The organism is Streptomyces sp. NPDC014801, from assembly GCF_043082085.1.
Classification (GTDB): Bacteria; Actinomycetota; Actinomycetes; order Streptomycetales; family Streptomycetaceae; genus Streptomyces.
The window spans coordinates 237096-252133 of the sequence record NZ_JBIBXG010000006.1 but is presented as its reverse complement, the minus strand read 5'-3'; the positions used below and the strand labels follow the sequence as shown (position 1 = coordinate 252133).

12 protein-coding genes and 1 pseudogene are annotated in these 15038 nt (G+C 75.4%); 2 read left to right on the top strand and 11 right to left on the bottom strand.

Annotated elements, in window-relative coordinates; translation table 11 throughout:
- Window positions 1–494: 494 nt before the first annotated feature.
- Complete coding sequence (locus ACF1AL_RS16375; RefSeq protein ID WP_391703540.1) at window positions 495–1895, bottom strand: FAD-dependent oxidoreductase; 1401 nt, start codon at window positions 1893–1895, stop codon at window positions 495–497.
- A 44-nt stretch (window positions 1896–1939) separates the two neighbouring features.
- Window positions 1940–2887, bottom strand: coding sequence for a DUF4349 domain-containing protein (locus tag ACF1AL_RS16370; protein WP_391703543.1), 948 nt, complete (start codon window positions 2885–2887; stop codon window positions 1940–1942).
- A 152-nt stretch (window positions 2888–3039) separates the two neighbouring features.
- Here ACF1AL_RS16370 and hemG point away from each other — a divergent pair, with 152 nt between their 5' ends.
- Together hemG and hemQ are read left to right on the top strand one after the other, a co-directional pair.
- Window positions 3040–4491, top strand: a complete 1452-nt coding sequence (hemG, locus tag ACF1AL_RS16365) for a protoporphyrinogen oxidase (RefSeq protein WP_391826263.1) — start codon at window positions 3040–3042, stop codon at window positions 4489–4491.
- Window positions 4492–4495: 4 nt separating this feature from the next.
- Complete coding sequence (hemQ, locus tag ACF1AL_RS16360) at window positions 4496–5227, top strand: hydrogen peroxide-dependent heme synthase (protein WP_391657908.1); 732 nt, start codon at window positions 4496–4498, stop codon at window positions 5225–5227.
- A 114-nt stretch (window positions 5228–5341) separates the two neighbouring features.
- On the opposite strand, the gene ACF1AL_RS16355 is transcribed toward hemQ, so the two are convergent.
- The 9 genes and pseudogenes from ACF1AL_RS16355 to ACF1AL_RS16315 form a co-directional block, all read right to left on the bottom strand.
- Window positions 5342–6997 carry an alpha/beta hydrolase gene (locus ACF1AL_RS16355; RefSeq protein ID WP_391826261.1) on the bottom strand — a complete coding sequence of 552 codons (1656 nt, stop codon included), beginning with the start codon at window positions 6995–6997 and terminating at the stop codon, window positions 5342–5344.
- A 116-nt stretch (window positions 6998–7113) separates the two neighbouring features.
- The gene (locus tag ACF1AL_RS16350) at window positions 7114–7881 is read right to left on the bottom strand and encodes a TIGR04222 domain-containing membrane protein (RefSeq protein ID WP_391779594.1); all 768 of its coding nucleotides are present in this window, start codon (window positions 7879–7881) and stop codon (window positions 7114–7116) included.
- A gap of 9 nt (window positions 7882–7890) precedes the next feature.
- Window positions 7891–8723, bottom strand: a pseudogene (locus ACF1AL_RS16345) (DUF4142 domain-containing protein).
- A gap of 119 nt (window positions 8724–8842) precedes the next feature.
- On the bottom strand, window positions 8843–10165 hold the full coding sequence (locus ACF1AL_RS16340) for a DUF692 domain-containing protein (protein WP_391826259.1): 1323 nt from the start codon (window positions 10163–10165) through the stop codon (window positions 8843–8845).
- Between the two features lie 179 nt (window positions 10166–10344).
- Complete coding sequence (locus ACF1AL_RS16335; RefSeq protein ID WP_391826257.1) at window positions 10345–11136, bottom strand: SAM-dependent methyltransferase; 792 nt, start codon at window positions 11134–11136, stop codon at window positions 10345–10347.
- A gap of 65 nt (window positions 11137–11201) precedes the next feature.
- Entirely contained in the window at window positions 11202–11927 is a 726-nt protein-coding gene (locus ACF1AL_RS16330; RefSeq protein ID WP_391826402.1) for a peptidyl-tRNA hydrolase, read from the bottom strand.
- A gap of 76 nt (window positions 11928–12003) precedes the next feature.
- The gene (locus ACF1AL_RS16325) at window positions 12004–12225 is read right to left on the bottom strand and encodes a hypothetical protein (protein WP_391657913.1); all 222 of its coding nucleotides are present in this window, start codon (window positions 12223–12225) and stop codon (window positions 12004–12006) included.
- A 28-nt stretch (window positions 12226–12253) separates the two neighbouring features.
- Window positions 12254–13150: a polysaccharide deacetylase family protein gene (locus ACF1AL_RS16320; RefSeq protein WP_391826255.1), complete on the bottom strand. Its 897-nt coding sequence runs from the start codon at window positions 13148–13150 to the stop codon at window positions 12254–12256.
- A 339-nt stretch (window positions 13151–13489) separates the two neighbouring features.
- Complete coding sequence (locus ACF1AL_RS16315) at window positions 13490–15007, bottom strand: FAD-dependent oxidoreductase (protein WP_391826253.1); 1518 nt, start codon at window positions 15005–15007, stop codon at window positions 13490–13492.
- Between the last annotated feature and the right edge of the window lie 31 nt (window positions 15008–15038).

Sequence of the window (15038 nt, the reverse complement as noted above, 5' to 3'; positions counted from 1 at the left end):
CGGGTCGTGGGTCCCGGGGTCCGGGGCGGGCGTGACGCGTCGGGCGCGCGTCACGGCCCGCCGGAGCCCATCGGCGCCTGCGGGAGCCCGTCGGCGTCCGTGTGCGCCCACCGGAGCCCGTCGGCGCCTGCCCGAGCCCGTCGGCGTCCGTGTGCGCCCACCGGAGCCCGTCGGCGCCTGCCCGAGCCCGTCGGCGCCCATCGACGCCTGCCGGAGCCCGTCGGCGCCTGCGGGAGCCCGTCGGCGCCCAGCGACGCCCGCCGGAGCCCGTCGGCGCCCGTGTGCGCCCGGAGCGCGCGGCGGCTGCGCTGCCTGGCAGGCCGTGAGCGGCGGGTCCGCCGACAGCGGGGCACCCGCGCCGGAGCCGCGGAACGCCCGCGTGCCGCGACTGCGGCCCGATGCCGGCGAGCCCGCCACCCGGCTGCCCGAACCCGGCCGTCCGCGCCCTGGCAGCCCGCCACCCGGCTGCCCGAACCCCGGCCGCTGGCGCCCGTTCAGGACCGTCGGCCCACCGCCCGGGCCGCCTTGCGGGCCGCGACCAGGACCGGGTCCCAGACCGGGCTGAACGGCGGTGCGTAGCCGAGGTCGAGGGCGGTCATCTGCTCCACCGTCATCCCGGCCGTGAGGGCCACCGCCGCGATGTCCACCCGTTTGGCGGCACCCTCACGGCCGACGATCTGCACGCCGAGCAGCCGGCCCGTGCGGCGTTCGGCGAGCATCTTCACGGTCATGGGCGAGGCGCCCGGGTAGTAGCCCGCGCGGCTCGTCGACTCGATCGTCACCGCCTCGAACTGCAGGCCCACCCGCCGGGCGTCCTTCTCCCGCAGCCCGGTCCGCGCGATCTCCAGGTCGCACACCTTGCTCACCGCCGTGCCGACCACGCCCGGGAACGTGGCGTAACCGCCGCCCACGTTGGTGCCGATGACCTGCCCGTGCTTGTTGGCGTGCGTGCCCAGGGCGATGTGCCGCTCCTGTCCGGAGACCAGGTCGAGGACCTCGACGCAGTCGCCGCCCGCCCAGATGTTCTCGTGGCCGCGCACCCGCATCGACAGGTCGGTGAGCAGGCCGCCGTGCCGGCCCAGCGGCAGGCCCGCCGCCCGGGCCAGGGACGTCTCGGGCCGTACGCCGATGCCGAGCACGACCACGTCCGCAGGGAACTCCGCGTCCTCCGTGACCACCGCGCGCACCCGGCCGTCGTCCCCGGTGAGGATCTTGGTGACCTCCGCGTCGTCGACCATGGTGATGCCGAGTCCCACCATCGCCTCGTGCACCAGGCGGCCCATGTCGGGGTCGAGCGTCGACATCGGCTCGCTGCCCCGGTTGACGACCGTCACCTCGTAGCCGCGGTTGATCAGCGCCTCGGCCATCTCGACGCCGATGTACCCGGCGCCGACCACGACCGCGCGCCGCCCACGCGTGCGTGCCAGCGTGTCGAGCAGGGACTGCCCGTCGTCGAGGGTCTGCACGCCGTGCACCCCCGGCGCGTCCACGCCCGGCATCTCCGGCCGGATCGGCCGCGCCCCGGTCGCGATCACGAGTTTGTCGTACGACGTCCACGACTCGGCCCCGCTGTCCACGTCACGCGCGCGTACCCGCTGCCCGGCCACGTCGATCTCCACGACCTCGGTGCGCAGGCGCAGCTCGATGCCGCGTTCCCGGTGCTCCTCGGGCGTGCGGGCGATCAGCTCGTCCCGCTCGGCCACGTCACCGCCGACCCAGTAGGGGATGCCGCACGCCGAGTAGGAGGTGAAGTGGCCGCGTTCGAACGCCACGATCTCCAGCTCGTCCGGCCCCCTGAGCCGGCGGGCCTGCGACGCCGCGGACATCCCCGCGGCGTCGCCGCCGATCACCACCAGCCGTTCCCGCGCACCCCGTGCCCCAGCAGTCATGGTCATGCGACCACGCTAGACGCACGAACAGGCCGGACGCACACGGCATTTCAGTCCTCGCCGCGGCTCCTCGGCCGGGCCCGCACCAGCCGCAGCCAGGTCAGCAGGAGCAGCGCCGCCGCCGCGAGGAACGGCAGCGTCGCGCCCAGCGCCACGGCGATCCAGCGCAGCATCGTGACGAAGGCGTGCCAGCCGCCGGTCAGCGCGTCCACGAAGCCCGGCGTGTCGTCCTCGGCCGCCTCCGGCACGGGCGTCCCGTGCAGGGACAAGGTGATCGTGGCCAGGCCGGTGCGGTCCTTGAGGGACGCCTGCCGGGCCAGCAGCGCCTCCAGGTCGGCCTGCCGGCGGCTCAGCTCGCCCTCCAGCTCCACCACGTCGCTCAGCTTCGCCGCCCGGTCCATGAGCTCCCGCACCCGGGCCACGCTGGCCCGCTGCGAACGGATCCGGCTCTCCACGTCGACGACCTGGTCGGTGACGTCCTGCGCCTTGGACGCGCGCTCCAGCAGCCGGCCCGCGCCCTGCAACTCGGTGAGCACCGCCTCGTACCGGGCGACGGGCACGCGCAGCACCAGCCGCGTCTGCTCGCCACCGTCCTCGTCCCGGGTGGTCGTCTCGTCACCGACGTAGCCGCCCGCGCTCTCGGCGGCGGCCCGCGCCCCGTCCAGCGCCTTCGCCACGTCCTTGACGCGCACGGTCAGGGAGGCCGTGCGGATGATCCGCTCGGCGGTGGGCGCGGGCGCGGACGCCGCGGCGGCCTTGCCGTTCCCCCCGCCCGCGCCGGCCCCGCCCGCGCCCGTGCCGCTGCCGGCCCGGTCGTCGGCGGCCTCCGCCGGACCCGCGGCCGCGTCGGCGGGACCGGCGGCCGCCCGGCTGTCGGAGGCGCTCTTCGCGTCGCCCCCGTCACCGGCGGCGCCGCACCCGGTCAGGGCGAGCGCGGCGGCCAGCAGCAGGCCGGTCAGGACGGGACCGGGCCGTCGTACGGAGTGAGATGCGCGCATCAGGGTCGAACCCCCCGGGGTCGTCGGACAGCGAACGCTCCTCCGACGCCGCAGCACCACGCGCCGTTCGGCCCGGGGCGGTTCCGATGCGGTCACGGTCGGGACTCGGGCCGGACACCGGCGCTGTCCGCGCCGTTTGAGAGAGTGGGGTCATGAGCGCAACGGGTACGAGCACGCAGCACGTCGTCGTCATCGGGGCCGGGATCGCCGGGCTGGCCGCGGCCCACCGGCTGCTGGACCGCGGCGCGCGCGTGACCGTGCTGGAGGCCTCCGAGCGGGTCGGCGGCAAGCTGCTGCCCGGCGAGATCGCCGGTGTGCGCGTCGACCTCGGCGCCGAGTCGATGCTCGCCCGCCGCCCCGAGGCCGTCGGCCTGGCCCGCGAGGCCGGCCTCGGCGACCGCCTCCAGCCCCCGTCCACCGCGACGGCCTCCCTGTGGACCCGCGGCGCGCTGCGCCCCATGCCCAAGGGTCACGTCATGGGTGTCCCCGGCACCGCCTCCGCGCTCGCGGGCGTCCTGTCCGAGGAGGGCCTCGCCCGCATCGAGCGGGACGCCGAGCTGCCGCGCACCGAGGTCGGCGACGACGTCGCGGTGGGGGAGTACGTGGCGGCGCGCGTCGGCCGCGAGGTCGTCGACCGCCTCGTCGAACCCCTCCTCGGCGGGGTGTACGCGGGCGACGCCTACCGCATCTCGATGCGCTCGGCCGTCCCCCAGCTGTTCCAGGCCGCACGGAGCCACGCCTCGCTGACCGAGGGCGTGCGCGCCCTCCAGGCCCAGGCCGCGGCCGGCGGGCAGGCCGGCCCGGTCTTCATGGGCATCCGGGGCGGAATCGGCACCCTGCCGCTCGCGGTCGCCGACGCGGTGCGGGCGCGCGGCGGCGAGATCGTCACCGGCGCCCCCGCCGACGCGCTGCGGCGCGAGCCCGGCGGTTGGCGCGTCATGGCCGGCGGGCGGGAGCTGCGCGCCGACGCCGTGGTCGTCGCCGTCCCCGCTCCCGTCGCCGCCCGCCTGCTGGCCGCCGAGTCCCCGCAGGCCGCCGCCGAGCTGCGCACCGTCGAGTACGCCTCGATGGCCCTGGTCACCCTCGCCTACCGCCGCGCCGAGGCCCGGCTGCCCGAGGGCAGCGGCTTCCTCGTCCCGCCCGTCGACGGCCGGACGATCAAGGCGTCCACGTTCGCCTCGAACAAGTGGGGCTGGATCGCCGAGGAGGACCCCGGCGTGGTCGTGCTGCGCACCTCGGTCGGCCGGCACGGCGAGACGGAGATCCTCCGGCGCGACGACGCCGAGCTGGTCGAGGTCTCACGCCGGGACCTCAAGGAGGCCACCGGCCTGGACGCCACGCCGCTGGAGACCCGCGTCACCCGCTGGGACGACGGCCTGCCGCAGTACCCGGTCGGCCACCACGCGCGCGTGGCCCGCATCCGCGAGCACGTCTCCCGGCTGCCCGGCCTCGCCGTGTGCGGCGCCCCGTACGACGGCGTCGGCATCCCCGCGTGCATCGCGAGCGCGTACGCCGCCGTCGACCAGCTCGGCGGCGACCTGAGCGCTGTGCAGGAGCTCACCGCCCACCCGGTGCAGAGCCTGCACGGCGGAGCGGGAGAATAGGGGCATGAGTGACGACGCCTCCACCACCGGCCCTGACCGGATCCCGAACAAGGGCAAGCTGGCCAAGGACCTCAACGAGGTCATCCGCTACACGCTGTGGTCGGTCTTCCAGCTGAAGGACGTGCTCCCCGAGGACCGCGGCGGCTACGCCGAAGAGGTCCAGGAGCTGTTCGACCAGCTCGCCGCCAAGGACGTGACCATCCGCGGCACCTACGACGTGTCCGGCCTGCGGGCCGACGCCGACCTCATGATCTGGTGGCACGCCGAGACCAGCGACCAGCTCCAGGAGGCGTACAACCTCTTCCGCCGCACCAGGCTGGGCCGCGCGCTCACGCCGGTGTGGTCGAACATGGCGCTGCACCGCCCCGCCGAGTTCAACCGCTCGCACATCCCGGCGTTCCTCGCCGACGAGACGCCCCGCAACTATGTGAGCGTCTACCCGTTCGTGCGCTCCTACGACTGGTACCTGCTGCCCGACGAGGACCGCCGCCGCATGCTCGCCGACCACGGCAAGATGGCCCGCGGCTACCCGGACGTGCGCGCCAACACGGTCGCCTCGTTCTCGCTGGGCGACTACGAGTGGATCCTCGCCTTCGAGGCCGACGAGCTGTACCGCATCGTCGACCTCATGCGCCACCTGCGCGCCTCGGAGGCCCGCATGCACGTCCGCGAGGAGGTTCCGTTCTTCACGGGCCGCCGCAAGGACATCGGCGACCTGATCGCCGGGCTGGCGTAAGGCTGCCCCACGTCGCCGGACACGGCCCCGCACCCTCCCGAGGGGCGCGGGGCCGTGTCCGGCATGCGGCCGCACGCGTGAGCGCGACCCGCCGCGGACGGCCCGCGTCCGGCGTCAACGGGCGACCGTGGGCTTCGGCTCCGCCCGTCCCGCGCACGACGCCTGCCGCCCCGGAAGGCGTCCCTGCAGCAGGTAGGCGTCCAGATACCCGTTGACGCACCGGTTCGACCCGCCGGCCACCCCGTGCGTACCGGCGTCCCGCTCGGTCACCAGCACGGCCCCCGACAACCGCCGCTGCAGCTCCAGCGCCCCCTCGTAGGGCGCCGCGGCATCCCGCTCGGCGGCCAGGATCAGCACGGGCGGCAGCTCACCGGGCCCGGTCCGCACGTCCAGCACCCGCTGACGGGGCGCGGTCCAGTACGCGCAGGGCAGATTCGCCCACACGTTGTCCCAGGTCTCGAACGGCGCGACCCGCGCCAGCCGGGTGTTGTCCCGGTCCCAGACCCGGAAGTCCGTCGGCCAGGGCGCGTCGTTGCACTCCACGGCCGTGTAGACCGCCTTGGCGTTCTCCGCCTCGGCCGCCGCCTCCGTCACCGGCGCCGCCTGCTCGATCAGCGGCTTGGCGTCGCCCTTCAGATACGCCGACAGCGCGTGCGCCCGCTGCGGCCAGTAGGCGTCGTCGTAGCCCGCCTGCAGGAACGCGTTCTGCAACTGCGCCGGGCCGACCTTGCCGCCGGCCGGCCGCGCGGCGAGCCGGGCGCGGGCCCGCTCGTAACTCGCGAGCACCTTCTGCGGGGTGTCGCCGAGCCCGTAGACCGCGTGGTGCCGGGCGATCCAGTCCCGCAGGTCCGCCCAGCGGCCCTCGAACGCGGCCGACTGGTCCAGGTTGGCGCGGTACCAGATCTTCTCCGGGTCCGGGTTGACCGCCGAGTCGAACACCATCCGCCGTACGTGCGTGGGGAACAGCGTCGCGTACAGCGCGCCGAAGTACGTGCCGTACGAGGCGCCCATGAACGTGATCCGGTCCTCGCCGAGCGCGGCCCGGATGACGTCCAGGTCGCGGGCGTTGTTGAGCGAGGTGTAGTGCCGCAGCGCGTTGCCCGCCCGCTCGGCGCAGCCGCGCGCGTACGCCTTGGCCTGCGCGATCCGGTCCTGCTTGTACGCGGCGGTGGGGTAGGTCGGGGAATCGGCCGGTCCCTTGAGGAAGTGTCCGGGGTCCTGGCAGGACAGCGGCGCGGAACGGCCCACTCCGCGCGGGGAGTAGCCCACCAGGTCGTAGGCGGCGGCCAGGCGCTTCCACTGCGGCAGGAACCCGGCCAGCGGGAAGGGCAGCCCGTCGCCGCCGGGACCGCCGGGGTTGTAGACCAGGGCGCCCTGGCGGGGCACGCGCCGCTTGCTGTTGTACGGGTCGCGGTGCGTGGCCGGGATCCGGCTGACGGCCAGTTTGATCTGCAGCCCCTCGGGGTGGGCGTAGTCGAGCGGGACCGTCACGGTGCCGCACTGCAGGGCGCCCGGCATGTCGGGCGCGTCGGAGCAGTCACCGAAGTCGATCCCGGCCGCAGCGGCGCGTGCGGCGGCGACCGCCACCCCGTGCTTCTCGGCGGCCCGTTCCGCGCGGGCGGCGACGGCACCGCGCGTGTCGTCGGCCCGGGCCGCGGCGGCCGAGGGGGAGGCGAGGGGGGGTACGCCCGGCGTGCCGCCGGCCGGGGCGGCGGCCAGGGCGGTCAGCAGCAGCGACCCGGCGGCCGAGCAGAGGGCGGCGGCTCTCATGGCGTATCCCTTTCGTGCGCGTCTGCAACACAAGGGATGTTCGTCCGCCGGGCGGCGAAGGCAAGCACCGTCCGGCTGTGTCGGCGTCAATGCGCCCTGTGCGCCCCCGAAGTGACTCAGCCGGTCCGGTCGCGGTGGGCGAAGGCGGCCCGCAGCTCGGGTTCCCCGACGGCCCGTATGCCGCGTACGGCGACGGAGATCAGGTACCGCCGGTCCGCCCCGGCGTCGTCGGCCTGCCGGATCAGCGCGCTCAGCAACCGCTGCCCGGCGGGGGAGGCCCAGCGGGAGTAGGGGTGCGCCTCGATCCGGGCGAGCGCCAGACAGCTCAGGGAAAGGACGAGCGGCAGCGCGAACCACATCGCGACCAGCGTGCGCGGCACGCCCGTCGGCCCGGGGGTGAGCAGCGCGGCCGCGCCCAGACCGGTCACGGCCAGCGCCGCCGAGCGCACCTGGCGCACCGCGGACGCTACCGTCGTCCCTGCCTCGGGCAGGGCGAGGCCGGCCCGCACGAGCCGGTCGGCCAGCCGGCGCACCGCGTCGGCGGTGGCCGCGGCGGTCCGCACCGGCGCGATCCTCGACTGGCCCTCGGGCCCGATGGCCCCTATCACCGACTGCTCCATCTCGTCCCGGCCGGACGGGTCGACGACCGTCGCCCAGCCGGTGTGCGCGAGCAGCAGCCGGCGCTGACGGGCCATCGACACCAGGGTCAGATCGGCGACCCGGGCGGGGCCGCCGGCGAGGAACGCGACCTCGTAGAGCGTCAGGTCGCGCGCGGCGCTCTCCTGCCGTTCGGCGGCGGCCGCGCGGACGGCGGCCAGGCACAGCCGGGTGCAGGCCACCGCGGCGATCCCCCAGGCGAGCAGCAGGAACAGGACCCAGACCATGCCGCGTTTCTATGCCAGGGCCGCGCCCCTGCGCCATGGGTTGTTCACCATCCGGACACGACGGTGAGGGGCGGGTGATGGTCCGCTTGCCGGAGCCGCCGGAGCCGCGTGGGTCACCGGACCGGTGGTGAGGCGGAGGCCGCCAGGTCCCGGGCCAGGGAGTCGAAGTCGACGTACCCGGTGGCTTCCAGGACCCGGATGTGGTCCAGCACGGTGGTGTCGGCGTCGTCGGCGAGGTCGCGCACGAGCGCGTTGCGCGTCCCGGCGCGGACCTGCGCGACCAGGGTGAGCACCTTGCCGTGCGCGAGCCGCAGGATGTTGGCGAACCTCCGGTCGAAGTCGACGCCCCGCGCCGCCTCCAGCTCCCGCAGCCACGCCTGCTGCTGCTCGTTCGGCTTGTCCGGCAGGGGCAGGCCGAGCCGGGCGGCGACACCGCGCACCCGCTCGTCCAGGAAGGTGTGCCCCTCGATCAGATGCCGGCCCGCGGTCCGTACGGCGTCGGTGGTGCCCCTCTGCTGGGCGAGCCGCCCGGCGGGCAGCTCCCACAGGCCCGCCAGCCGCACCTTGAAGACGAAGTCCCGGTCCAGCGCGGACAGCGTGCCGTACGGCGTGACCATGTCCTGCGCCCCCGGATCGGAGGCCGCGGCGGAGACCGACCCGGCGCCGGCGCCCGTACCCGGACCCGTGCTCAGCGTGTCGGCCGCGGCGCCGGCGCCGGCGGGGCGGTCGGCGTAGGAGAGGAGCGGGACGATCAGCGCCAGGAGCGTGGCGGCGAGGCCGGCGATGATCAGGCCGGTGCCACTGAGAAGGCCTCGGCCCTGGACGGGGGGTCGCGGTCGCATGGTGCTCTCCTGCTGGTGGCACCGCACACCGGGGACGGTCGGGTGCGGGGAGAGGCATAGTACTGCGCCCCGAAAAGAGGATGGTCGTACCGGCCGGGCGGGGAGGGACAGCGGATCGCTCAGCGGCGCAGCAGCACCCGCCGGGTGGCGCGGGCCAGCCGGACGGTGGGGCGGTGGGCGCGCGGCCGGGGGCCGGACCGGTCGAGCCACCAGACGCGCAGCGCGCGCCGCGCCCGGACGTCCGCCACCGCGCCGGTGCGCAGCAGCGACCCCGCGAAGTCCAGCGCGTCCCGGCGGTAGCCGCCGGGCATCGGGTGGTGCTGGGCGTAGGCGAGGAAGGCCGGGCGGTAGGCGTCGCCGAGGATGTCCGGCAGTTCCGGGGCGACCTTGGCGACGACGTCCGCGCGCTTCGCGGCCAGCGCCCGCGCCTGGACGGTCAGCCGCGCCCGGTCGAACCCCTCCGGCACCGGCGTCCCGGCGACCAGCGCCGACAGCAGCGCGGTCTGCGCGAGGGCCAGGCGGGCGCGGGTGGCGTCGGGAACGGGAGCCGGGGCAGGGGAGGTCGCCGGAGCGGGCGCAGTGGCCTCCGGGGTTCCGGACACCGCGGACGCCGCCGCGCGGCCCCGCTCCACCGCGTCCCGGATCGAGGCGAGCTCCCGCTCCAGTTCGGACGGTTCGGGGAAGTTGTCGTCCCGTTCCAGCAGGACGCCGGGCGGGCTGGTGCGGGAGGCCAGGTCGGTGAGGATGTCGAGAACCGGGCGCGGCACCGGGTGCGCGTGGCTGTCGTGCCAGACGCCGTCCCGCTCGACGCCGCCCGCGACATGGACATACGCCAACGCCTCCACCGGCAGGTCGGCCAGCGCCTTGGCCGGGTCCTCGCCGCGGTTGACGTGGTTGGTGTGCAGGTTGGCCACGTCGATCAGCAGCCGCACCCCGGTGCGGTCGGCCAGCTCGTACAGGAACTGGCCCTCCGTCAGCTCCTCGCCGGGCCAGGAGATCAGCGCGGCGATGTTCTCCACGGCGAGCGGCACCGGCAGCGCGTCCTGGGCGATGCGGATGTTCTCGCACAGCACGGCGAGGGCGTCCCGGGTGCGCGGCACGGGCAGCAGGTGGCCGGCCTCCAGCCGGGGCGAGGCGGTCAGTTCCCCGCCCGCGCGGACGAACGCGATGTGTTCGGTGACCAGCGGCGCGCCGAGCGCCTCGGCCCGCTCGGCGAGCGCGGTGAGCCGGTGCGGGTCGGGCCGGTCGGCGCCGCCGAGGCCGAGGGAGACGCCGTGCGGCACCACGGTCACACCGCGCTCGCGCAGCCGTGCCAGCGAGTCGGGCAGGTGGCCGGGGCAGACGTTCTCCGCCACGACCTCGACCCAGTCGATGCCCGGCATGCGCTCCACGGCCTCGGCGATCTCCGGTCGCCAGCCGATGCCCGTGCCCAGTCGCTCCATGGGTCCCCCTCCTCGTCGCTCACCGTGGGCGGTCGCTGTGACGGGGGTATGGCCCCGGCGGTGCGCGGCGAACCGCGCGGGGCCGGGGTTCAGAGCAACATTTGAGGTTCGGTGCGTGTGCTGCTCGGTGCTTGACGCCGGGCGCGTGTGCTCAGCGTCGGACGCCCGAGCGCGTGCGCTCAGCGTTTGACGCCGACCCCGCCGAAGCTGTCCACGTCCCGGCGGTCCGTGGAGGCCGGGTCGGGGCGCCACTCGGCGACCGGGACCAGGCCGGGCTCCAGCAGCTCGAACCCGTCGAAGAACCGGGCCAGCTCCTCGGGCGTGCGGTTGACGCGCGGGTTGTCGCTCGCCGCGTTCCAGTGCTCGACCATCGCCTGCATCCGCTCCGCGTGGAACATCTCCGTGCTGTCGCAGAAGACCAGGTGGCTGCCCGCGGGGAGGGCGTCCTTGAGCCGGCCGACCACCTCGTAGGCGTGCTCGCCGGGCACGTGCGCGGCGATGCCCAGCAGCATCAGCGCGACCGGCCGCTCGAAGTCCAGGGTGCGCCGGGCCGCCTCCAGGATGGTGCCGGGGCTGCGCAGGTCGGCGTCGACGTAGTCGGTGGCGCCCCCGGGGGTGGAGGTGAGCAGCGCGTGCGCGTGCTGGAGCACCACCGGGTCGTGGTCGACGTACACGATCCGCGCCTCGGGGGCGATGCGCTGGGCCACCTCGTGCGTGTTGTCCAGCGTGGGCAGGCCCGTGCCGACATCGAGGAACTGCCGGATGCCGGCCGCGCCCGCCAGATGGGCCACCGTGCGCCGCAGGAACGCCCGCTGGGCGCGCGCGATCTCGACGATCTCCGGGTTGACCTCACGGATCCGGTCGCCGACCTGCTGGTCGATCTCGTAGCAGTCCTTGCCGCCCAGCCAGTAGTTCCAGATGCGCGCGGAGTGCGGCACAGTGCTGTTGATCAGCGGTCGGTCCACCGACATCTCGACTCCCCGGTTCTCAACGGCCCCTCGGGGCGCGTGCGTTGCACCCCCACCGTAGCGGGTGGTCAGCGCAGCGCCGGGTGGTCCGCGACGACCGTGCAACTGCCGGGCGCGATCTCGGTGAAGCCCGCGTCCCGCACCAACGGAAGCCCGGAGCCGGTCAGTTCGCGCCACCGCGCGGGTGCGGCGGTGCGCACGGCGAGCGGGAAACCGGCGTCCCGCCAGGCGGCGCGCTCCTCGTCCGGCAGCTCCCACCAGGCCAGCTGGGCGCCGTGCCCGGCCTGGGCCATCGCCTTGCCGGCCGACATCTCCACCTCGGGGCTCATCCACAGCACCGGAGCGGCCAGGTCCGGCCCGGCGGGCGGCTCCGGGTCGTCCAGCTCGGTGCCGGAGACCTGCAACTTGGCCAGGTCCTTCGGCCAGCCGTCCAGCGGCACCGGCGGGAACACCCGCACCTCGGCCGACTTCCCGGTCACCGTGATCCCGGGCAGCGCCTCCGCCCGCCGCCACTCCGCGCCGCGCGCCCGGCGCACCACCTTGCGGATGCGCGCGTCCTGCCAGTCCCGCATGGCCTGCGCCCACTCCCCGTCCCCGGCCGAGCGCTCGTCGCTCAGCATCACCAGCACGGCCCGGGCCGCCGTCTCCAGCGCGTCGGTACGGGCGGGCGGCGCGGTCTTCTCCAGCCGGACGACCATCGGCAGCACGTACTGCGGGGCGAGGTCGCGGGCGGTGGGCTCGGAGCGGAAGGGGCTGTCCTGCACGGGCGTGGGTTCACTGTTCACGCCGTCCAGTCTGCCAAGCCGCCCGGGCGCGCCCGCCCGCGCGGTGCCGGGCGGGGGGCGGGAGGGGGCGCGCCCCCGTCGCCTGTCAGCCCGAGCAGGCGGTGCGCTGCGCCTCCTGCCTCCCCCAAGTTCTCCGAACAGGGGGGACCCCCACGCACACGGGGCACAGCGTGACGCCCTTGTACGACTCCGGGTACTCGGTCGGCTCGCGGCACAGCACGCACTCCGCGTACGGCGGGCCGTCGGCCTTGGGCGGCCGGGCCGCGTCGATCAGGCAGTAGTCCGCGGGTGAGTCGTCGTCGCTCATGCCTCCAGCGTACGAGGGCGTACGGCTCTCAGGGCCGGCCGCTCGCCTCGCCGATCAGCTCGGAGACCCTGACGAAGCGGTAGCCGCGCTTGCGCAGCTCGGGCACGACGGCGCGCACGACGCGCTCGGTGGTCGGGGCGGCACTGCGGGTGCAGTGCATCACGACCACGGACCCCGGCCGCACACCGTCCAGCACCTGCCGGACCACCGCGTCCGCGTCCGTCGCGAACGCGTCGCCGCTCACCACGTCCCACTGCACGGCCGTGACACCGGTGCCGCTGAGCGCCTTGAGCGCGTCGCGGTCGTAGCAGCCGCCGGGGAAGCGGAAGTAGGGCCGCGCGTCCTTCACCCCGGCCGCGCGGAAGGCGGCATAGGCGCGTTCGACGTCGTCGCGCATCCGGTCCGGGTCGACCGTGGGCAGCCCGTAGCAGTCGCCGGTGAACGCGTAGTGGCTGTAGGAGTGGTTGGCGATCTCGAAGAGCGGGTCGTGGTCGATGGCCCGGGCCTGCGCCGGGTACTGCTGCGCCCACCGGCCCGTCATGAACACCGTCGCCGGGACCTTCAGCGTGCGCAGGGCCTGGATCAGCCCCGGGTTGTCGAAGTGCTCCCCGGCGGCGGCACGCGGGCCCTGGTCGGCGGTCATGTCGGCGTCGAAGGTCAGCGCGACGACCTTGCCGTGCCCGGTGCGCGGCCCGTTCTTGAAGACGGGCGTGAGGCCGGCCGGGCCCGGCGCGAGCGTGGGGGGCCGGGAGGCGGCCGCCGACGGTGACGCCGAGCGGGGCGCGGACGGTGACGCCGCGCTCGGCGCCGGCCGGGCGGCGTGCGGGGCCGCCGTCTTCGGGTCGGGGGTGCGTGCGGTCCCGCAGGCGGCGAGGGCGGCGCCGAGGGCGCACACCGCGGTGAGACGGCGAAGAGAAATGATCACGGTATGACGATATGACCGGCGGTCGGCTCATCCCGGGCTGCTCACCCCCGACGCGACGCGACAATCACCCGCCCGGCGCCCGCCGGCACGGCATCGCCCGCACGGCGCCCGCCGGTACGGCAACCGCCCGGCTCCCGGGCACGGGACGCCCGCCCGGAGCCCGCCGGCACGAGCTCGCCCGCCCGGCGCCCGGGCACTGCGCGGCCCCCCCGGCGCCCAGCCCGACATCCGCCCGGCTCCCGGGCACGGCACAGCCCACCCGACCCCCGGGCACGACATCGCCCGCCCGCCGACGCGCGCGCTGGACCGAACCCGCCGCCCCGCGGTGCGCTCGGCGGGCTACTCCCGCCGCTTCAGCGGCCGCAGCGCCGGCCCCTGCAGGATCTCCCCGTCGATCCCGAACCGGGAGCCATGGCAGGGACAGTCCCAGGACCGCTCGGCGGCGTTGAAGTCCACCAGACAGCCCAGGTGCGTGCAGCGGGCCGACAGGGCGTGGACCTCGCCGTCCTCGTCGCGGTACACCGCCACGCGGTCGCCGCCCGCCCGGACCACCGCGCCCTCGCCGGGGGCGACGTCCTCCAGGGACTTCGCCGGGCGCAGCCGGTCGCCGACGAAGTGCCGGGCCACCTTGGCCTGCGTCATCAGGAACGCCGGCGCCTCGCGCACCGCCGTGGCCAGCCGGCGCGGGTCGTACAGCTCGCTCCACGCGCACCGCTCGCCCCGGATCTGCGCGGACAGCAGCCGCCCGGCCATGATCCCGCCGCTCATCCCCCAGCCGCCGAAGCCGGTCGCCACGTACGCGTGCCGGGCGCCCGCGTGCAGGGGGCCGACCATCGGCACGGTGTCCGTGGGGTCGTTGTCCTGCGTGGCCCAGCGGTGCGTGAGGTACACGCCGGGGAAGTGCGTGGACGCCCAGTCGGACAGCTGCTCGAAACGGGCCTCGGTGTCGGCGGTGCCCGGCGTGAAGTGCTCACCGGTGACGACCAGCAGCCGGTGCCCGTCGTCGTACGGCGCCGTGCGCACCGAGCGGGTGTTCTCCTCGGGCGTGATGTACATGCCGCCCGGGTCGCGGTCGGCGCCGATCGTCCCCGCGACCACGAGCTCCCGGCGCGGTGAGAGCCGGGTGAACAGCAACGCCCGGTCGAAGACGGGATAGTGCGTGGCGACGACCACGTCCCGCGCGGTGACCGTGACGCCCGCGTCGGTCGTCAGCCGGCACGGCTCGCCCTCGGTCAGCGCGGTCACCCTCGTGTACTCGTGGATGCGCCCGCCGCGCGCCTGGAGGTCCTCGGCGAGCGCGAGGAGGTACTTCCGCGGATGGAACTGCGCCTGCCCGCTCACCCGGACCGCGCCCGCCACCGGGAACGGCAGCCCCGTCTCCGTCACGAACGAAGCCGGCAGCCCGGCCTCCTTGGCCGCCCGCGCCTCCGCGCGCAGCTGGTCGACGCGGGCGGTTTCGCGCACGTACGTGTAGGCGTCGCGCTCCTCCCAGTCGCAGTCGACGCCCAGTTCGGCCACGATTTCGGCGGCCCGCTCCAGCGCCTCGGACTGCGAGCGGGCGTACAGCCTTGCTCCCTCGTCGCCCCGGGTGCGGAGCAGTTTGTCGTAGATCAGGGTGTGCAGGGCGGTGACCTTGGCGGTGGTGTGCCCGGTCACCCCGGCCGCGATCCGGTCGGCCTCCAGGACGGCCACGCCGAGCCCGGCCCGGGTCAGCTCCCACGCCGTGCTCAGCCCGGCCATCCCGCCGCCGATCACGGCCACGTCGACGGTTAGGTCCTCCGTGAGGGTGGGACGGGGGGTGCCACCGGGCTCCGTCTGCAGCCAATACGAGCCGCTGACCTGCTGTTTCCGCGTCATGCCGGGGCGGGTACCCCGTCCCGGCATGATC

What these genes read in the sequence shown, in the direction of transcription:
- ACF1AL_RS16375 (WP_391703540.1), bottom strand. Translation starts at nt 1,895, where the DNA reads ATGACCATGACTGCTGGGGCACGGGGTGCGCGGGAACGGCTGGTGGTG.
- ACF1AL_RS16370 (WP_391703543.1), bottom strand. Translation starts at nt 2,887, where the DNA reads ATGCGCGCATCTCACTCCGTACGACGGCCCGGTCCCGTCCTGACCGGC.
- hemG (WP_391826263.1), top strand. Translation starts at nt 3,040, where the DNA reads ATGAGCGCAACGGGTACGAGCACGCAGCACGTCGTCGTCATCGGGGCC.
- hemQ (WP_391657908.1), top strand. Translation starts at nt 4,496, where the DNA reads ATGAGTGACGACGCCTCCACCACCGGCCCTGACCGGATCCCGAACAAG.
- ACF1AL_RS16355 (WP_391826261.1), bottom strand. Translation starts at nt 6,997, where the DNA reads ATGAGAGCCGCCGCCCTCTGCTCGGCCGCCGGGTCGCTGCTGCTGACC.
- ACF1AL_RS16350 (WP_391779594.1), bottom strand. Translation starts at nt 7,881, where the DNA reads ATGGTCTGGGTCCTGTTCCTGCTGCTCGCCTGGGGGATCGCCGCGGTG.
- ACF1AL_RS16340 (WP_391826259.1), bottom strand. Translation starts at nt 10,165, where the DNA reads ATGGAGCGACTGGGCACGGGCATCGGCTGGCGACCGGAGATCGCCGAG.
- ACF1AL_RS16335 (WP_391826257.1), bottom strand. Translation starts at nt 11,136, where the DNA reads ATGTCGGTGGACCGACCGCTGATCAACAGCACTGTGCCGCACTCCGCG.
- ACF1AL_RS16325 (WP_391657913.1), bottom strand. Translation starts at nt 12,225, where the DNA reads ATGAGCGACGACGACTCACCCGCGGACTACTGCCTGATCGACGCGGCC.
- ACF1AL_RS16315 (WP_391826253.1), bottom strand. Translation starts at nt 15,007, where the DNA reads ATGACGCGGAAACAGCAGGTCAGCGGCTCGTATTGGCTGCAGACGGAG.